This is a genomic window from Desulfitobacterium dichloroeliminans LMG P-21439, assembly GCF_000243135.2.
Taxonomy (GTDB): domain Bacteria; phylum Bacillota; class Desulfitobacteriia; order Desulfitobacteriales; family Desulfitobacteriaceae; genus Desulfitobacterium; species Desulfitobacterium dichloroeliminans.
The window spans coordinates 884,163-900,261 of sequence record NC_019903.1; the positions used below are offsets into that span (position 1 = coordinate 884,163).

Below are 16,099 nucleotides of genomic sequence, written 5' to 3' on the forward strand. Positions count from 1 at the left end.
GTTGAGAATTGCGATTGGGATCAGCAAAGAGATGATCGAAAGAAATCAGCATTTGTGATCAGCAATTGAGATTAGCAATTACGATCAGTAAGGAGCGTTGGTATGTCTATAGAACTGACTTTAGCAAAAATCCAAGAAGCCCAGAACGCTATTCATCCTTATATACACCGAACGGTTTTGGACCATTCAAGTACTTTGAGTGCCCTGACCGGTGCGGATATCTACCTGAAGATGGAGAACCTGCAAAAAACCGGCTCTTTTAAGGCGCGCGGAGCTATGAACAAAATCCTTAAGCTATCCGAAGAGGAGAAGAAAAAGGGGGTTTTGGCCGCTTCGGCAGGAAATCATGCCCAAGGGGTGGCCATGGCAGCCTCGCGCTCAGGGATCGCGTCAACCATCGTCATGCCGGAAAATGCTCCCCTGGCCAAAGTCTCCGCGACAGAAGGGTATGGCGCTAAGGTCATTCTTTCCGGGGCAGTCTTCGATGATGCCTATCAAAAGGCCGTAGAAATACAGCAAGAAACCGGGGCGACCTTCATTCATGCCTTTGATGATTGGGAGGTTATGGCGGGACAAGGGACGATTGGCTTAGAGATTTTTGAGCAGCTGCCCCAGGTGGATACCGTGCTGGTTCCGATTGGTGGTGGGGGTTTGATAGCCGGGGTAGGGGTAGCTTTAAAATCCCTTAAACCAGATGTGCGCATCATCGGGGTCCAAGCAGCTGGGGCTGCGAGCATGCTCCATGCGCTGGAGGTTGGTAAACCGGAGCTCTTAGCCCGGGCCAATACTATGGCAGACGGGATTGCCGTCAAAAAGGCGGGGGAGCGAACCTTTGCCACGGTGCAGCAGGTTGTGGATGAAATCGTGACTGTTGAAGAAGAAGAGATTAGTCAAGCGATTCTTATGCTGATGGAACGCACGAAGACCCTCGCCGAAGGGGCGGGTGCTGTGAGTGTCGCGGCTGCCCTTCACCATAAGGTGGATCTAACGGGTCAGAAAGCGGTGCTTATCCTGAGTGGGGGCAATATCGATGTGAATTTCCTTGCTCAGATTATCGAACGAGGCCTCAGACGTTCAGGCCGGGCCATGGTCTGCCAGATGCTCTTGCCTGACCAGCCTGGTAACCTAGAGAAGGTCCTCGAAATTATTGCTCAAGAACGGGCGAATATCATGTCCATCGAGCATGCCCGCTATGACTTAGCGGTTCCCCTGCGTTCTGCCCGGGTCTATATGACTTTGGAAACGCAAAGCTTTGAACATCAAAGACGGATTAGCAAGCGCCTTGAGGAGGCCGGATACCCCTTGGTTTAGTAGTTAAGTTAATAGACTAGTTTTTAAGAGATATTTTTTTAGGATGTGGAGGATAAAAGATGATAAGTTTCAAGAATGACTATAGTGAAGGAGCCCATCCGCGGATTCTCGAGGCTCTGCTGAAATCGAACCTTATTCAGGAACAAGGGTATGGAGAGGATTCCTTTTGCCTAGGGGCTAGTGAACTTTTGCGGGAGCGGTTGGGGAATAAGGACTTGACTATCCACTATCTTACGGGAGGAACCCAAGCCAATCTCGTGGCGATTTCGGCCTTTTTGAGACCTCATGAGGCGGCCATTGCTGCGCAGACCGGACATATCTTTGTCCACGAGACGGGGGCCATCGAGGCCACGGGCCACAAAGTGTTGACATCAGAGAGCAAGGACGGTAAGCTGACACCGGCCCAGATTCAAGAGGTGTTGACTGCTCACACTGACGAACATATGGTCAAGCCTAAGCTGGTGTACATCTCCAATACGACAGAGGTAGGCACCGTGTATAGCAAAAGTGAACTTCAAGCTCTCAGTCAGTTTTGCCGGGAAAAGAATCTCTACTTATTTATGGATGGGGCCAGACTCGGTTCGGCTCTGTGCTCGGAGGGCAATGACCTAGACTTAGCAGATTTGCCAAAGCTAGTGGATGCCTTCTATATTGGTGGAACGAAAAATGGTGCACTCCTTGGGGAAGCTTTGGTACTGTGCAATGAAGCTCTAAAACCAGATTTTCGCTATCATATGAAACAAAAGGGTGCTCTTTTAGCAAAAGGAAGGGTAATCGGCCTTCAGTTCCTTGAGCTTTTCCGAGATAATTTGTATTTTGACCTAGCAATTCACGCTAACACTATGGCTTATAAGCTACGAGATGAGTTAAAGGAAGCAGGGGTTAAATTTCTTGCCGAATCTAGCTCCAACCAAGTATTTCCTATTTTCTCGGACGCGATCGTGGAGCAGCTTAAGGTGAACTATCATTTTGAAATATGGGGGAAAGTGGGCACACAAACCGCTATTCGCTTGGTAACATCTTGGGCGACACGAGAAGAAGCTGTAGATTCTTTCATGGCGGATCTCAAAAAAATACTTTGATCAGAGGGTGGTAACTCTCGGGTAAGGGGAATCTATTATGGAAAAATTGGCGAATGTAGATAGCATTATTTTTGATTTGGATGGGACCTTATGGGATGCCACAAAGCTCGTATACTTGTCTTGGAATCAAGCTTTGGAAGAATACGCCCGCAGGCAAGGGCATAAATCTGAAGGAATTACAATGGACCAAATCAAAAGTGTCATGGGACTCCAAATTCCCGAGATTGGTAGAAAACTCTTTTCTAATATATCCGAGGAAGATCAGTTTAGGATTATGAATCGCGGCGGAGAAATAGAGTTTGAGAAGATCAGGACTCATGGGGGGATGTTGTATCCTCATGTAGAGAAGACTCTGGAAGCGCTCGCGCAAAGCCATAAACTATTTATCGTAAGCAATTGCCAAGATGGCTATATCGAGTCATTTTTCTTTGCCCATCAACTAGAGAAATATTTCATTGATTATGAGAATCCAGGCAGAACAGGACTTTCCAAAGGCGAGAATATTAAGCTCATTATGGAACGAAACCATCTCCAGAATCCCGTTTATGTGGGAGATACTCGAGGAGATGCTAAGGCTGCACAAGTCGCCGAGATTCCCTTTATCTTTGCTCGCTATGGCTTTGGTTCGGTGGAAAGCTATGCGGCAGTCATGGATCGTTTTGATCAACTACTCGATATCTTTAGCTAGCGTTCAATTTTAAATTTCCTAAAACTTTTTAATGATGCCGACTATAATAGGACTATACCGAGGATGCCCGAAAACAAAGGGGTTCACCGATATAGTCCTGTTTTTTACCTTGAAAAGAGAATCTAGGGTCAGACAGAAGGCAATACGGCACTATTGTGAAAATAGAGTGCGATCATCTCTGCTTTCCCCTTTCCTATTTGAAAGCCCTAATAGTGTTCAGTACAACGCAATATAACATAAAACGACAAATAATTTGATATTATTGTGTTACAATTATCCATACTAATCGATTAGGATATTTGTGCGAATTTATCAAAGTGAGGTGGTAGTTTTGCCTGAAACGATACATAACGGCAGATGGATATCCCTGCAAGAAGTTTGCGATTATCTTGGAGTGAAGCGCCACACGGTCATGCGCTGGATTGAGCAGCGCGGTATGCCCGCATCTAAGGTGGGGAAGCTCTGGCGTTTCAAAGCCGCCGATATCGACGAATGGGTTAAAAGAGGCGGAGCCTCCGATGAGCAGGAGGGTGTCAATGAACAGGCTTAAATTTATTAATTCCCGCAGGCTTTCTATTGTCGGATTTTCATTTCTCTTTGCTTATATACTGTCCTTCCAGTTTGAGGGACAGGTGCTATATAGCCTGCTGAATCTGCGTGAAACAGATTCCTCTGACTACATATTGGCTGCTATAATCGCACATTTTATAGGGCTTTTCACCTGCGGTCTGTTTGTCAGATCGCAGGCAGTCGCTAAAAGTATAATGCTCGGTGGCATGTGTCTATGCTTAGCTACCACCATACCTTTCTTTCTCTCTTTCTCCGTTCTATGGATGGGCGGACTGATTGTCAGCGGGTACGCCAGCGGCAGCGCGGTGGCGGCATGGGGATATTTTCTCAGGGTCTTTACGCCCAAGAACGAGCGCATTAAATCTTGTGCCGACGTTCTGATTTATTCCAATCTGTTGATGATTATAGTCAATGTGGTTGCCATGAACCGGTCACCATTTATCGGACTAAGTCTCTCTACGCTTTGCCTTGTGATCAGCATAGCCTTCATTTGGATGCTGCCGATGGAGAAGGAGATTGAGAATGAGCACTACAAAACATTTAAAAATAAGATGCATGGTGGCATTAAAAACCCACTAATATTGCTGTGTCTTTTTGTCTTTATCATCACAATCAATTCGGGACTGATGTATCATGTCATCAATCCCGCTTTTGAGCATCTAACGGGGCTGGTGAGCTGGTATTGGGCTGTGCCTTATATCGTGGCGCTTGTTATCGTGCGCAACCTACCTATGAAAGCAAAGCGTTCCAGAATTTTGTATATCGGAATGGCAATGATTATGGGAGCGTTCATTAGCTTTATGCTGCTAGGTCGAAACACTACCGATTATCTGATTGTGGATACGCTGATGCTCGGTGCTTGCGGTATTTTTGATCTGTTTTGGTGGAGCATCCTTGGAGAAATGCTGGATTATAGCGACAACCCGGCACAAACCTTTGGCATTGGACTTTCCGCCAATGTATTCGGCGTCCTTTGCGGAGGTGTCTTGGGAATGGCCGTAACATCCATTGGGCTTCCTAGTGCGGAGGTTGCGGTGATTGCCCTTACTGTGGTTTGCGTTACACTGGTTATGCTGCCGCCGCTGAACCACCAGCTTGTTTTACTGCTGAAAAGCCATGCCTACCTTGCCGCTTATGATATTATGAGTCAGTCACAGCAAACGGACATTGTTCGTCAAATTAAAACGCTTGACCCGCTGACCGTCCGGGAGCAGGAGGTATTGCAGCTAATCCTTTCAGGCAAATCCAACCGGGAAATTGCTGGGGCTTTGTTTATTAGTGAGAGTACAGTAAAAACACATGCAAGGAATATTTTTTCAAAATATGATGTAGGTAGTCGGGCAGAACTCATCAGCACCCTGCTCAAAAATCAAAAGGTTGAATGATACATAAAACCACATGAATACAGGGTTTAACTGGCCTCTCATACTAAAGTATGAGGGGCTTTTTTCTTCAAATTCATCTTTTTGAACGATGCTTTTTCAGACACTTTTCTCTAAGATTTATATTGGAGGAGGTATGATGCAAATGAGATTAATCCGCAAACGACGCAATGGATATGCCTTATCGTTGGCAGCCAGTATTTGTTTGGCGGTGTGGCTCGGAGCAACATTTATGTTAGAAGCGGTTTTCGCCTTTGGAGCCATCAGCGCCATCTCTCTCATGTTATTGGTGAGACAGAGTCATCTGCTCAATGATGCAATGCTCATATGGGATAATCGCATCCTTGCGGTGCCATCTGCTCTTATCTCCATGCCAGACTGCCAAGTAAAAAAATACACCGAGGAAACCGTAGTATCTACCTTTGGTATCCTCATTGGTAGCGAAATCTACCGATGGGGCCTTGACGGGGTACACGGCGTGCGGCTGCACACCGCCCAAATTGATAAGGAACGGATGTACATGACTTTTGGCGACTCGGCTCAAACCATGCGGGTAGAACTACTGCACGACATGACTCAAAAACAGGCGGTGCTGGACGCCGCGCATAAGCTTTTGTATGAAACAGGCGTAACGGCAAAAATCACCGGATGGTAATGCACCAAAAACGAGTGATTAATGAAAGAAGGAGTGAGTATTATGGGTAAATTCTGCACAAGCTGCGACGCAGCTCTGAATAAGGGTGCAAAGTTTTGTGCAAAGTGCGGAGCTAATGTTTCCTCAGTACCGGAGGAAGCCGGAGCGCTGCTGGATCAGACAACGCCGAACAGTGAGACCGTCCTGTCAAAGACCGGCAAACAAATAAAAACCGAAGCCAAAATCAAGACAGTCGCCTATGCGAAAAGCATTTTCTCCGATGCGGCCCCCGCCTATCAGTCAGCGGGCGAGCTTGCGCTAGCATCGGAACTAATCCCCACCACGGGCGATCTCACCGGAGAAGGGCTGCTTTCTTTACTGAAAAGCGGCTTCAGAGGTTTGGCGAGCGGCTTTAAGCGGACGCTGGGCGACAAAAAACGGATGGGGATTGTCATAACCCTTGTGGTTATTTGGCTGCTGGTCAATCTTTTAGCGTCCTTGGGCATTTTCCCTTTGCCGGTGCGGGCACTCTCCTGGCTGACTGCTGCCCAAGGGAGTCTCATCGGGGGCACGATAGGCAAAGGACTGGTAGCAGCACTTCTGGCTCAGCTTATTGCTGATCAAGGCATGCTTCAGAAAGTGAAAAGCGGCCTTGGCCAGATGGGTGGTATAGGCAAAGGCGGTAAAGGAATGGCCGGAAATTTATTGCTCGGCCTTGGTATAGCCCTAATTGCCAGTAATATGATGATTTCCTCCAATCTGCAAAACACTATGGTCTGTATCGCCGCTTTTTTGCTCTCGGCCAAGGCTTTGACCCATCATGGATTTTTGCGGAGAGTGATAACCGCATTGCTGCCTAAAGCCAAAAATGCCACGATTACTATCTTCATGCGTGGCTGGACCCTGGGCTTTGCCCTGTTTGCAGCAATCAGCTTTCTCCCTGGGGGAGGAAACGGCTATGTACTTGGAATCCTGTTACTATTGGCCGGTGGGATCGTTACGGTCGTAAGCAGAAACAAAAAGGAGGCGACCACAGAATGAAAATAAGAAGGAAAACCTACTTTAAAACTATTATAGTATTTCTGCTTTTTAGCCTCATCCTTATGCCTATGGGGGTGTATGCTGCAGGTCCCAAGGAGGGAGATTATGTAGATCCGGTGGAGTATTATGATTTGGCCCAGTTTGCTGATATGCAGCTGACGGCCCAAAGCGATATCCGCGAAGCTATTCTAGCAAAAGAGTACGTACCAGTAGAGTTGGTCCTTAAACCTTTGACAGTAAGCACAAGCGCAATTCGTCTGGCACATGGCAATGCAGGTGATATGAGTTCTTTAGAGGACTACGAAGCTTTCCAGGGAGAACCCTGGGTCGTTAAGCACAATGAAAAAAGCAGCTATACAGTTGTCTATGAGACAGGCAACGCTGGTGCTTATCGGCAAGCTCCCGACCGAGTCTTCGGTTCTGATTACAACTATCAATGGCAGTCCAGCGTTAATTTAACCTTTGATGATGTACTTTATTACCTAGATGAAAATGATTGGGCAGGCAAGTTTTTTAATCTGGATTATCACTCAGCAGGTTCCGCTTCTTCCAGTGCGTCTCAGGAATATGTCGAGCCAGAAAACAATAGAAACGGTACTTATACATTTAAGTATACTTTCGAGGACAACAAGGTAGATGAAAGAGTTAGATGGTTCGTAGATGATACAGGCATTCTAAAACTTTGGCTTGATACGCTGACAGTTCCCGATGGTATCTTCGAGGAATGGCGCTATGAAAACCCCAGCGAAGTTTTAAGGGAGTCTATGGATATGGTGTCTGCTACTGTATATTTCCAGGTGGAGAAAGTAAAGCTCGGTAAAGTAAAGGGCGCAACCGTCGGGGCAGCTGGAAAAGTCGATACCCGTGCCGATAAGGATAAAGGTGAAACAGGGGTCAGTATCCCTGAAGCCCTAGCCATAGCTATCATCGGCGGAGCTGCTGCCATGGCTGGTGCAGGTGCAGGTGGAGGAGGCGGAGATGGAGGAGACAATAACAGCAAGAGGAGAAGTCGCTACAAAATGTGCCTGCGTAAAGACTTCGGCGATGGGATCCGTTATGATACCCAACCAGTAACGGTCTATGCCCGGATAGTGGAGATTACTCCTGAAGGTGAGGAAATTGATCGACCAGACCTGACTTCTGCTATAGAGATTTTTTCCGGTGGAAATTTGGCTGTGAAAGATTGTTCCATGGCAGGGAACTATATGGGTGCTCTGGTGTCGGCAAAGTCGGTACCCGGCGGGGAAAATCCGGGCACCGGAGTAGTTAGCATCCGCTTTAGGGGTGAAGAGGGTTCCTTCCAGAACAATGTCACCTTTCGTTTAATCGGCAAACCCTATATTTCTTTCCCAGAGCAGGGACGTTATCTGACTATGACTCTGCCCATGCTTATAGGAGATGGGAAGGTTTATGAAACTCCTGTTACCCTCCATGATTTTCTGGAAAAGCCAGCTTCAGTCCGGCTGGATGTAGCAGAAGGGATTCCTCTGAGCTGCGAACTGGAAGAGAGCCAAGATATTGAAAATATGGGGACTATAGAAGAATCCGGTGTCCAAAGCTATATTCTGAAAGTGAAAAACCTTAGCCCTAAGCCGGAAGGGCAGCAGGCTCTTAAGCAAACTTTTGGCTTCGGCATTATAGCTGAAAATGATCAGGAAAAAGCAGAAAACAGCCTGAATGCAGAGCTTTATCCTGAAGGTCTGTCCATCCGAGAAGTGAAGTTTGATGACCAAGGCTACGTTCTCATCGACACCTTTGATAATGAAGCTACGGAGGAATGGGGCGACGTAGTACCAACGGGCTTTGTTCTCGACTTTGCCGTACCTGAGCAGGATGATGAGGGCAGACCCACAGTCCGGGTTCTCGAACCCCAGGAATATAGTCCTGTCTTTGCTGGCTTAAAAGGAACTGATGAACGCACCACTCATTTGGCAGATAGGTTTAAGTATCGTATTCAGGAAATTCCAGGCAACCTCAAAGAATATAAATTTGCTCCCGAGGAAGCTCTGGTGGAAGAAGAAGGCAAACCCTATTACCTCACCTTGCCTATTTCTTGCACCTATGGCCAAGAGGAGTATACCCTGGATCTGCCCCTTCGCCTCTTAGGTGGAGGACCCGGACCGCTGGCCGGTTGGGATGAGGCTTTTGGCCATATGAAAAAAGTCGTTAGCAAAGTTGGCGGGATCAGTCCGGAACTGGCTAAGATGCTCCGGGAAAACGGTAAAAAAATGTCCACGGCAGAGCTGCGTCTGGTGACTTATCGGATCTGCCATGATGCTGTAATCTACTACACCCAGGATGCCGCCGAATACGAAAAGATCGCCGCAGAACTGGATAATATGCTTTATTATGCCGAATGGCTTAAATGGTTCGGGGACCAGGCCTTTTCCTATCTGATCAGCAAATACTACGGCAATACAGCTGATGCTCTTCTATCCCCCGCCAAAGACTTTTTCGCCGCCTTTTTGGGAGAAGTTCTTGATTATCTGCTCAATGATGAACCGTTCACTTTGGAAGAACTGGAAACTATTAAAAATATCACCGCAGGAGTGGATAATCTCCTAGTTAATGCTTTTGATGATGCTACGAGTCGTAAAAATATTACCTTCAAACAGACATGTGCTGCAGTGGCAGGTTTCTTGGTTTGGAAGATAGCGAAGAATATTTATGAGAATAGAGACCGAGACGGGAAAGTCGATATCTATTCTGCTATTACTGCCCTTACAGCTGACTTAACAGCCATGGGCGTGAAAAAAATCGCCGGTAATTTCTTTGATAAGGCTTTAGAAAATTCTGCGGTCCAAAAGGCATTAAACAAACCCGTCAGTAAATGGATGCAGAATATAGCACCTAATGTGTTCAAGGGCAGATGGGACATCGACAAGCAAGGGGAGTATCTGCTCAAAATCGTAGAGTTTAAGCAAGCGGATATCATCAAGAAGTACCTGGAAGAAAGCTTTGGCGCCGGTGCGGTTAAGGTCGTAGAAATGGGCGAGGAATCTGCACAAGATTGGCTAAAATCCACTGAAGATAGCAACGCAAGCCCTGTAGATCTCTCAGCATGGCCACGGATAAGCTGGGTCAGTGAATTTATTGATGAAAATAATCGCAAGACAGCTTCCCTGATCTCCATTGATCTTGGATTTGAAGCTATAGGTAAGTTCTTTGACCATCTCTTCGGGGAGCTATTTGGGGAAGTGCCTTTTGCCACGGCAGCACAATCGCCTCCGATTGACCCGCCCTATATGCCGGAGTGAGGCTTGACATTCTCTAAGGGGATGGGAGTTAAGAAAATTAAACTAAAATAATGGAGGTTTTATAATGAAAAAGGTTATTGTTTTATTCTTATCGCTGGCACTTATGCTCACCCTCGCTGCTTGCGGCGGGGATGGCGGCAGTGAGGCTTCGTCCGAAAGCCCTGTCCCTGCTGAATCGGGAAATACTCCCTCTAGTGAAGCGGGAGCGGATGAAAACAAGTATTATGGCATCGGCGAAGCGGCCGAGGTCGAGGGACTTGAGATTACAATCGACAAGCTCGAAATCGTTGACGACATGAACATTCTCCAGAAATATGCGGAGGGGTCCGTCTATGTCAAAGTTTATGCCACTGCAAAAAATATTTCCGATGAAATACAGTTCGCAAAGGATCCGTTGCTATACATCGTTCGAGACGGAGAGTACGACGCTGAGCTATCGAACGAGTCGCGCAACAGAGATGTCTGGAATTTTGAAACAGATGGAATGTATTTTGAGGCGGCGATCGACCCCGGCGAAACGAATAGCGGATGGACGGTGTTCCAATTAAAATCGGACGAAAAAGAAATCATCATGAAATATAACGTCATGTACGAGACCGTTAAATTTAAGCTACCAATAGCCTAAGCATGCGAAAGGAGATATCGTTATGAAACGAAAAAAACTATCCCTTCTGCTGACTGCCGCCATGCTGCTGTCCGCTATAGCTGGGCTTTCCGGCTGCAGCTCTGGTGATCAGCCAAAGACTCCTGGCACACTGAAAGCCGAAACCTTCACGGTGGAGGACGGACAGACGGCATTGGCCTCAGAGGACGGTGCGGCGATAGACTTCGGCTGTCTGCTGGAGCCTGGTGAGGAACTCACCATACAAAAGGTAACTCCCGCTCCCGTTAACAGCGACGTGGATATTTACGCCTACGATTTCAAGCTATCCTCAGGCCAACCAGAGGGCACTATCGAGCTAACCATACCCTATGACGATGCGGGGCTTGGTGATGATGAGATGCTTTCTGTATGCGGTAAGTATCTAAACGAGCAGAGCGGTCAGTGGGAGGATGTCCTTTATAAGGTGGACGCCGAAGCCAACAAGGTGCATATTCTCACTGACCACCTCTCCACCTACAGCGCGTTTAAGGTCAGGAACCCAGGAAAGCGCAGCGAATACATTTCTGATGTCAACGCCTACGCAGCTTACATGACAACGCGACAGGCGGAGGAGTTGCTCAAAACATACGCCGAGCAGGGTGCGTCGTGGCAGGAGGATGTTGTGTCGGCATTTCTCAGTGCAAACAACTCGCTTCCGATGTTCGCCGCAACAAATATCCCCACGCTCTTAACGCTTGGAGGTGCGTATGACGACTTGATCAGCGAACCGTTTGGAGACGCATTGACAGTCTTAGGCATCGCAACCTCCTGTACTCAGTTCGCATATGACGCATACAGCAACGGACTGACAAGCAAGGAAACGTCGATCAGCGGAATGAAAACCGTATTGAATCTGGGGCTGAATTTGGCGTCGTCACGAAAATATCTGTTGGATTCATTTCAGGTGGCCTATGTGGGCGTCGGAGTAATCGACATCGCGCTTACAGATGTGATGAATTTTGCCATCGACACCAAGTATGAAAGCACAAAAAATATGTACGACGCCTATTACGCAAGAACCGAAAACAAGCGCCGCGTCAAGGATTGGTACGATTTATTCAAGAAGATATCCAAAGAAAACAAATCCGACCCGCAGACAGCTCTCGACAAAATGCAGGACGAGATCGACAACTATGTAAACAAATACTGGGAGGTCGCAGCGAGCGACTGGGATTCATGGATAGACGCCTTTGACAAAAACGGCAATCTGTCCAAGTATCCGTGGCCGTCGGAGAGCGACCGCGAAAAAATATCAAGCAATTACAAAGCTGAAATCTATGCTTACCTTCAGGTTATGTTCCAGTCTCTGAGCCGGGATATGTATTTTGATGCTCTCAGTCAGAGGGAAAAGGAGTATAAACAGCTCGCCGCGCAACTCAACACGATATACACCATCACGATAAAGGAACAGGAGATAGAGGGCGAGCAGCCCAAATGGGCAAACTGCTATGTCAAATTGGCGCCGCTTTCCGATAAAGTTACCGCAAAGGCATGGACGATCAAGTTGGATGATAAATCAAATGGGCAACTGAAGTTTACTCTTCTTGCCCACGAAACAGCAGGGTTCCCGATGAAGCTGGAATTCTATAAAACGCAAAAAGATTGGGAGGAGGGTAAGGTTGAGGCGAGCACAAAGCTAAAACCGTTTAAAAGCACCGAAAAAACCTTCACCATAAAAACGCAGGCAGAAAAGGTTGACTGTTCAGGAACTTTCACAGGTGTACTTCATGTTGCAGAAACAGGTAAGGATATTGATGTGACAACTATAGTCACATTTGAAAAGGATTTTGGCGACGGCTCTTACTATAAAATCGTCTGCTCAAATAATGAAACCGAGAGCACCTATATCAACGGCAGCTATTTTGTGCGGTGGTCGACAGGCGAAGCAAATATTGCGGGAGCAAAATTTGTATTCTCCGCTGACGGAACATCGTTCAGCGCCTCCATGCGCGACCACAACGATAAAGAGTGGGGCGTGATTACCTGTCAGAGGTAAAAGCGACCTCAAGCACAAGATATGTCGGCCAAGGATATGATTAATAGAGGGGTATCGAGATGACTGAAAGCAAATCAATATCCCCCCACATCCTGACATCACCCCCTGCGAGGACGGCAAGCTGCGTTGGAGCTATACGCTGAACCTGTGGCGACAGCTGGTCATGCTGTGGGCTGGCATGAAAAGCGGGATTACTAACAACAATGAAAGGAGCGTCGAGATGGTAAAGAAGAAAAAGAGCAAAAAAATCCCCTTACCCATTTTGCTGCTGATCTGCGCCGTGTTGCTGTTTGCCATGTATTTGAGCCTCTCTACGCTGTCGCTAGCGATATGGGGCGATTCCGTCATGGGTACGGTGGACAGCTATCAGGCGCGACTGGACGATACAGACGCGGGTCAAAACCGCTCCCGCACCGTTTCCAAAGGCTATTGGTTTATGGCAAACGGCAAGGAGTATCAAGGCCATGTGATGTACCAAAGCGACGAGGCGTGGCCGAGCTTGGATGAGGGCGAAACGCGCTCCGAGCGCATCCGCTACCTTAACCATTTCCCCTACATCAACAAGCCCGCCGCGCTGTGCGAATTTGACGAGATGGGCGAGGTGGCGATCGTCTATCATATCCTTGCTCCCATCGGTTATCTGCTTTTGCTGCTCCTTGTAATCCGTACAGCCAGAGGCAAGAAAAAGAAGAAAACAGCGGCGAAGAAACCAGCTACCCCCAAAATAATTGAAATAAGGAGTGATGCGGATATGTTTTGCCATAACTGCGGAAACAAGCTGCCGAAGGGCGCGGTCTTCTGTTCAGGTTGCGGCACGAAAGCGGGGCAGGACAACCCCAACATTTGCTCTGCCTGCGGGACTGCAATACCACAGGATGCCCTGTTCTGTATTAATTGCGGAGCTGCTGTAAACAACGGAGAACCACACTCATCACAGGCAAGGTCTTTTGCGTCGCAGGATAGCGGGGATACGCAGCGCATGAATCTTATCGGATTTTCGGACATGTGCAACAGCCCAGAAATACTGGAGGCTGCACAGAAAAACAGGAAAAGCTCCATCGGCTGTATGTGGATATTGGTTTTCGTACCGCTCATCGGCTTTCCCATCGCCGGGCTGCTCATGGATGATTTCCCTTTTGGAGAATCGGCGGTCATAGGTGTCGGTATTGCCCTTGTGATGCTGATCATCAATGTATTTGCCCTACGCAGAGCCAAACAGCCCATGTGGGAGGGCATCGTCACCAACAAATTTAGCAAAGAGAAGTACGAGCATAAAGACGATGCGTCAAAAACTTATACGGAATACACGGTGACAATCACTACCGATGCGGGTAGAAAAAAGACTATTGTTGAAAAGGACAGCAGGCGGGTTATGTACGACTATCTGGATGTAGGCGACAAGGTACGTTTTCATCCGAAGTTCGGTACATACGAGAAATACGATAAATCGAAAGACCGCATCATCTACTGCAACGTGTGTTCTATGATGAACCCCATACACAATGATTGCTGCAAGCGGTGTAATAGTCTGCTGTTCAAATAAAGAAGGAGAATTTGTAATGGAACAATTCAACACTTTGCTGAAGGCGGCGGAATACGCCGTAACACGCTGCGGAAGCTTCCGTTTTGCCACTTCCGATGAAAAATACGACAGAAAAAGCCTGATGGCGATTGCCGAGGTAAGCGATGCGGAAAATCCCGCAGACGAGGACAGCTTTTATGTGGTGTCACCCGGCGGAGCGATCGGCTTCTGTGAGGACGGCGAGGATATAGATTGGCTGTTTCTGACGAATTCCAGTATAGACGAGGATTTACCTACCGCGCTTCAGACTGCTTCGCAAATCAAATTCTGCCCGAAATGCGGCTCCGGCGTTATTCCTAGTGCTCGCTTTTGCGGAGCTTGCGGCGCAGCGCTGCAGGGTCTAAAACGTTTTTCAATACATGATTGACTCATACCCGATTTGATGGACACAATCCACTCGTATATAATAAGAGTGTCTATTATCATGGGGCAGTTCATTGGTAGTGTATAAAACTTTGAGTGCGTTATAGATCGTTTTGATCAATTGCTTGATGCATTAAGCTAACGTTCACTTTAAATTTCTTAAAACTTTTTTAAAATAGTGGTATTTTCCCTCTTTACATTGACGCTGCGTCAAGGTGTATTCTTAATCTCGTCAGGAGGTGATCACGTGGAATACACAGTGCAAAAATTAGCTCATCTGGCGGGAATCAGCTCGCGTACCCTCAGATACTATGACGAAATCGGGATTCTTAAGCCGGCTAGAATCGCTTCCTCAGGGTATCGAATCTATGGGCAACGCGAGGTTGACCGCTTACAACAGATTTTATTTTACAGAGAGTTGGGGATGAGCTTGGAAGGAATAAAAGATATCATAACCTCATCAGATTTTGATGGGGAAAAGGCACTGCGAGAACATCGTGAGAAGCTTCTAGAGAAAAGAGAGCAATTGGATCAGCTCATCGGAAATGTTGAGAAAACCATTGCGCAAAAGGAAGGGAGAATCACTATGTCCGACAAAGAAAAGTTTGAAGGATTTAAACGTAAGATGATCGAAGAAAATGAAGAGAAATATGGCCAGGAAATCCGTGAAAAATACGGTGAAGAAACCGTAGCAAAGTCCAATGAGAAGTTCATGAACATGTCGCAAGAGCAGCATGACCAATTCACCAAGCTTAGTGAAGAAGTGCTAGCAACCCTTTATGAAGCCTTTAAGACAGGGGACCCCGCAGGAGAGCTGGCTCAAAAAACAGCCGATCTCCATCGACAATGGCTTACCTTTACTTGGACTAGCTACTCCAAGGAAGCTCATGCAGGGCTAGCCCAGATGTATTTGGATGACTCAAGATTCACAGCTTTTTACGATGAGAAGCAACCCGGGGCAGCAGAATTCCTTCGCGATGCAATCTTCATTTATACCGGGGTTAAGAAGTAAGGACCAGATGGATAACAATCAGAAAAGTAACGACTCAAGAGCTACAGATAACTATTAGATAAGGACGTTAAAAAGTGCACCTCAAACGTTAGATTTTTGTCTAACATTGGGGTGCACTTCACTTAGGGTGTCTTTGCTAATTTCCGTCTCATGGTCCATTCAAGAGGAGGAATGCGTAGAAAGGTGTTGGATTGACATAGTGATATTGTGGCTTATATAATGTGAACAGAAGCCTTTAAAGGTTTAACTATAAGAAAGGTAAGGTATCTGCAGAAAATGAAGTAATTCACTTTACTAGGAAAATATGCTTTTTAGAGAAGTCGTGTTAACGGCTTTGAAACGCATGCATTTTTGACTGTGAGTGGATAGTGATTATTCTGTGGATAGCTTTTCATACAACTGCGTCTTGAAGACTGTAACGTCTGAAGTGCCTTATGATCTGGAAGGGTCTCGAGGCACAGTCAGCATTATAGTCGCTGCGCTGTCATTTGAAGCACTATCCTCTCCGGTACAATAGGAGGGGTTTTTTATTTTATTA

At 47.0% G+C, this 16,099-nt stretch carries 13 protein-coding genes; all 13 read left to right on the plus strand.

The features are described 5' to 3' along the window. Nucleotides 1–102 precede the first annotated feature (102 nt). The 13 genes from ilvA to DESDI_RS04180 all read left to right on the plus strand — a co-directional run bounded on the left by ilvA (nt 103) and on the right by DESDI_RS04180 (nt 15,561). Nucleotides 103–1,311: a threonine ammonia-lyase gene (ilvA, locus tag DESDI_RS04120; protein ID WP_015261380.1), complete on the plus strand. Its 1,209-nt coding sequence runs from the start codon at nt 103–105 to the stop codon at nt 1,309–1,311. Between the two features lie 59 nt (nt 1,312–1,370). Next, a complete protein-coding gene (locus tag DESDI_RS04125) occupies nt 1,371–2,393 on the plus strand; it encodes a threonine aldolase family protein (protein ID WP_015261381.1) in 1,023 nt (340 codons plus the stop codon). A gap of 37 nt (nt 2,394–2,430) precedes the next feature. Then, nucleotides 2,431–3,081: an HAD family hydrolase gene (locus DESDI_RS04130; RefSeq protein ID WP_015261382.1), complete on the plus strand. Its 651-nt coding sequence runs from the start codon at nt 2,431–2,433 to the stop codon at nt 3,079–3,081. A 322-nt stretch (nt 3,082–3,403) separates the two neighbouring features. Next, the gene (locus DESDI_RS04135) at nt 3,404–3,631 is read left to right on the plus strand and encodes a helix-turn-helix domain-containing protein (RefSeq protein ID WP_242825464.1); all 228 of its coding nucleotides are present in this window, start codon (nt 3,404–3,406) and stop codon (nt 3,629–3,631) included. Further along, a complete protein-coding gene (locus DESDI_RS18380; RefSeq protein WP_015261384.1) occupies nt 3,618–5,036 on the plus strand; it encodes a LuxR family transcriptional regulator in 1,419 nt (472 codons plus the stop codon). The genes DESDI_RS04135 and DESDI_RS18380 overlap by 14 nt, the downstream gene beginning before the upstream one ends. Before the next feature lie 142 nt (nt 5,037–5,178). Beyond that, complete coding sequence (locus DESDI_RS04145) at nt 5,179–5,688, plus strand: hypothetical protein (RefSeq protein ID WP_015261385.1); 510 nt, start codon at nt 5,179–5,181, stop codon at nt 5,686–5,688. 42 nt (nt 5,689–5,730) lie between these two features. Then, nucleotides 5,731–6,708 carry a zinc ribbon domain-containing protein gene (locus DESDI_RS04150; RefSeq protein ID WP_015261386.1) on the plus strand — a complete coding sequence of 326 codons (978 nt, stop codon included), beginning with the start codon at nt 5,731–5,733 and terminating at the stop codon, nt 6,706–6,708. After that, nucleotides 6,705–9,965 carry a hypothetical protein gene (locus tag DESDI_RS04155; RefSeq protein WP_015261387.1) on the plus strand — a complete coding sequence of 1,087 codons (3,261 nt, stop codon included), beginning with the start codon at nt 6,705–6,707 and terminating at the stop codon, nt 9,963–9,965. The genes DESDI_RS04150 and DESDI_RS04155 overlap by 4 nt, the downstream gene beginning before the upstream one ends. Before the next feature lie 64 nt (nt 9,966–10,029). Beyond that, complete coding sequence (locus tag DESDI_RS04160) at nt 10,030–10,590, plus strand: DUF4352 domain-containing protein (RefSeq protein WP_015261388.1); 561 nt, start codon at nt 10,030–10,032, stop codon at nt 10,588–10,590. Nucleotides 10,591–10,612: 22 nt separating this feature from the next. Continuing rightward, nucleotides 10,613–12,604, plus strand: coding sequence for a hypothetical protein (locus tag DESDI_RS04165; RefSeq protein ID WP_015261389.1), 1,992 nt, complete (start codon nt 10,613–10,615; stop codon nt 12,602–12,604). 220 nt (nt 12,605–12,824) lie between these two features. After that, nucleotides 12,825–14,147 (plus strand): zinc ribbon domain-containing protein, encoded by a 1,323-nt coding sequence (locus DESDI_RS04170; protein WP_015261390.1) that lies wholly within the window; start codon nt 12,825–12,827, stop codon nt 14,145–14,147. Nucleotides 14,148–14,163: 16 nt separating this feature from the next. Then, on the plus strand, nt 14,164–14,553 hold the full coding sequence (locus DESDI_RS04175; protein ID WP_015261391.1) for a zinc ribbon domain-containing protein: 390 nt from the start codon (nt 14,164–14,166) through the stop codon (nt 14,551–14,553). Nucleotides 14,554–14,796: 243 nt separating this feature from the next. Next, nucleotides 14,797–15,561 carry a MerR family transcriptional regulator gene (locus tag DESDI_RS04180; protein ID WP_015261392.1) on the plus strand — a complete coding sequence of 255 codons (765 nt, stop codon included), beginning with the start codon at nt 14,797–14,799 and terminating at the stop codon, nt 15,559–15,561. Nucleotides 15,562–16,099 lie beyond the last annotated feature (538 nt).

Coding starts and splice junctions, on each gene's coding strand:
- DESDI_RS04165 (WP_015261389.1), top strand. CDS start 10,613: ATGAAACGAAAAAAACTATCCCTTCTGCTGACTGCCGCCATGCTGCTG.
- DESDI_RS04130 (WP_015261382.1), top strand. CDS start 2,431: ATGGAAAAATTGGCGAATGTAGATAGCATTATTTTTGATTTGGATGGG.
- DESDI_RS04155 (WP_015261387.1), top strand. CDS start 6,705: ATGAAAATAAGAAGGAAAACCTACTTTAAAACTATTATAGTATTTCTG.
- DESDI_RS04160 (WP_015261388.1), top strand. CDS start 10,030: ATGAAAAAGGTTATTGTTTTATTCTTATCGCTGGCACTTATGCTCACC.
- DESDI_RS04170 (WP_015261390.1), top strand. CDS start 12,825: ATGGTAAAGAAGAAAAAGAGCAAAAAAATCCCCTTACCCATTTTGCTG.
- DESDI_RS04175 (WP_015261391.1), top strand. CDS start 14,164: ATGGAACAATTCAACACTTTGCTGAAGGCGGCGGAATACGCCGTAACA.
- DESDI_RS18380 (WP_015261384.1), top strand. CDS start 3,618: ATGAACAGGCTTAAATTTATTAATTCCCGCAGGCTTTCTATTGTCGGA.
- DESDI_RS04150 (WP_015261386.1), top strand. CDS start 5,731: ATGGGTAAATTCTGCACAAGCTGCGACGCAGCTCTGAATAAGGGTGCA.
- DESDI_RS04145 (WP_015261385.1), top strand. CDS start 5,179: ATGAGATTAATCCGCAAACGACGCAATGGATATGCCTTATCGTTGGCA.
- ilvA (WP_015261380.1), top strand. CDS start 103: ATGTCTATAGAACTGACTTTAGCAAAAATCCAAGAAGCCCAGAACGCT.
- DESDI_RS04125 (WP_015261381.1), top strand. CDS start 1,371: ATGATAAGTTTCAAGAATGACTATAGTGAAGGAGCCCATCCGCGGATT.